Source organism: Actibacterium sp. (genome assembly GCF_041584535.1).
In the GTDB taxonomy this organism is placed as follows: domain Bacteria; phylum Pseudomonadota; class Alphaproteobacteria; order Rhodobacterales; family Rhodobacteraceae; genus Actibacterium_D.
The window spans coordinates 1-2,021 of sequence record NZ_JBFHDW010000383.1; the positions used below are offsets into that span (position 1 = coordinate 1).

Below are 2,021 nucleotides of genomic sequence, written 5' to 3' on the forward strand. Positions count from 1 at the left end.
GGCGGGCTGAAGATCGTCGAATGCGCCGAAGGCGTCACCGAAGACGACCTGCGCGCCTCGACCGAGGCGACGATCGTCAACTAAGACGCCATCGCAGAGCAAAGCAAACGGGGGCCACGGCCCCCGTTTTCGTTTCAGTTGCCGGGCAGATTGAACACACAACCATCCGACACAAGCTCGGGCGGGGTCATGCACAGCCCGCGCGCCACTGTCCACGCGGCCAGCACCCGGGGCACGTAATCGCGGGTTTCGGCATAGGGCGGCACACCGTTGTTTTGCCGCACCGCGCCCTCGCCCGCGTTATAGCTGGCCAGAACCAGCACCGGATCGCGGCCGAATTCCTCCATCAGCCAATCCAGATAGGCAACGCCGCCCTTGATGTTCTCGGTCGGCAAGGCGCTGTTTTCGACGCCGAACCGGGCGGCAGTGTCAGGCATCAACTGCATCAGCCCGGTCGCGCCTTTCGGGCTTTGTGCTTTGGGGTCACCATGGCTTTCGACCCCGATCACCGCCAGCACCAAGGCCGGCGACACCCGCGTGCCCACCGTCGCGGTCAGAATGTCGATGCCGTAAGCGCGGGCCAGATCCTGCATCATCTGCAACCGGGGCGCAGGCACCATTGTGCCGTCCGGCCCATCGCGCAACGCCTCGACCGCCGGGGCCAGCCGCCCAGGCCCGCTATCCGCCAATGCGGGCGAAACCCGCTGCCAATACCACGCCAGATCGCCGATGGCGGCTTCGGGCGCGAGGTCAGGCGTGGCTTCGGGCAGGTGCATCGGCGCCGGAAGAATGGCCGGTGGGGCGATCTGAACAGTGATCAGGCGATTGGCCCCCGCCACAGGCGGCTTGACCCGGCGAAAGCTGAACTCGGGATAGGGCGGCGGCGTGTCGGCCAGCACAGCGCCATAACACAGCACGGCCGTAACACAGGCCAAAAGACGAAATCCGGTCATTTTCAGGGGTCCTGCTCTGCCCTGTTTGTTTCCAATACAGTCGCACAGACCCGGCTGAAACACCAATAATTTACTGATTCACAACGCTTGTGCCGGGGCTTTCCGCACGCATAAGGCGACAAAATGCACCGTTAACCAGCAGTAATTGAAATTTTATACGTTTTTTTATTGTATATTATCAATTGGTTACGATTTTTTTGACCACCCGCCAAAATTGTCCAACCCTTGCCCAATTCCCGCCGCAATGCCGGGGCGTAATGCCCCCATACCCAAACGGCACATCAAGGCCGTTGAGTTGAAGACAGAGCTTATACACCTTGAAAGGGACCAAGACATGAAACTGTTTGAAATGATCAAGAACTTCCACAATGACGAATCCGGCGCCGTGACCGTTGACTGGGTTGTGCTGACCGCTGCTGTTGTGGGTCTGGGCTTTGCCGTGATCTATGCCGCCGACGATGGCATGACCACTCTGGCAACCGCGATCTCGACCGAGCTGAGCGCCGTTACCCCGAGCGCCGGCAACTAAGTCAGACACGCCTGACACCTGAAAATTCAACGCCGCGCCCAGTCATGGGTGCGGCGTTGACTTTCATAAACTTGCACCAAAGCGCCACAATTCTGCCGCAAAATGGTCCGGGTATTACCCTATTTCTGTTCCATTAAGGCCACGGGTCGACTGTTGCCGTCAAAGCGGATCGGTCGAGTGGGGTTGATTGTCTGTTGGGGGACGCAATGCGTGCCATTCTGAGCCAGTTCCTGCAAGATCAAAGCGGCGCCGTTACCGTCGACTGGGTCGTACTGACCTCGGCTGTTGTCGGCCTTGCCTTTGGGATCATCTATATCTTTGCAGATGGTAACCAGACCCTTGCGGACGCGATGTCCGACCAGGTTGGCGCGATCAACGTCTCTGCTGGCAACTGATCCCTTCTTCCCTTTCGAATGTCGCCAAATCGGAAAAAATCCGCCGTATAGTCGCGGTATGTTCGTTTTTTTGCCCCAATTTGGCGGGACTATAAAGGCTACAGGTGCGCCCGGAACTGCGATTCCGGGATCTATGCGTAGTGA

General features: G+C 58.9%; 3 protein-coding genes and 1 pseudogene. 3 read left to right on the forward strand and 1 reads right to left on the reverse strand.

What is annotated here, in order from left to right; translation table 11 throughout:
- Positions 1-84 (forward strand): annotated as a pseudogene (locus ABYW26_RS13875) (succinyl-CoA--3-ketoacid-CoA transferase); the annotation flags it as partial.
- Positions 85-134: 50 nt separating this feature from the next.
- Here the strand turns inward: ABYW26_RS13875 and ABYW26_RS13880 are convergent.
- Entirely contained in the window at positions 135-953 is an 819-nt protein-coding gene (locus tag ABYW26_RS13880; RefSeq protein ID WP_372605501.1) for a lytic transglycosylase domain-containing protein, read from the reverse strand.
- A 334-nt stretch (positions 954-1,287) separates the two neighbouring features.
- Between ABYW26_RS13880 and ABYW26_RS13885 the strand changes: the two genes are divergently transcribed.
- Positions 1,288-1,482, forward strand: coding sequence for a Flp family type IVb pilin (locus ABYW26_RS13885; RefSeq protein WP_372605502.1), 195 nt, complete (start codon positions 1,288-1,290; stop codon positions 1,480-1,482).
- 206 nt (positions 1,483-1,688) lie between these two features.
- Complete coding sequence (locus tag ABYW26_RS13890; RefSeq protein WP_372605503.1) at positions 1,689-1,877, forward strand: hypothetical protein; 189 nt, start codon at positions 1,689-1,691, stop codon at positions 1,875-1,877.
- Positions 1,878-2,021: the final 144 nt, after the last annotated feature.

Bases quoted from the DNA above. Each gene is read 5' to 3' on its own strand.
- ABYW26_RS13880 (WP_372605501.1), bottom strand. From the start codon at position 953: ATGACCGGATTTCGTCTTTTGGCCTGTGTTACGGCCGTGCTGTGTTAT.
- ABYW26_RS13885 (WP_372605502.1), top strand. From the start codon at position 1,288: ATGAAACTGTTTGAAATGATCAAGAACTTCCACAATGACGAATCCGGC.
- ABYW26_RS13890 (WP_372605503.1), top strand. From the start codon at position 1,689: ATGCGTGCCATTCTGAGCCAGTTCCTGCAAGATCAAAGCGGCGCCGTT.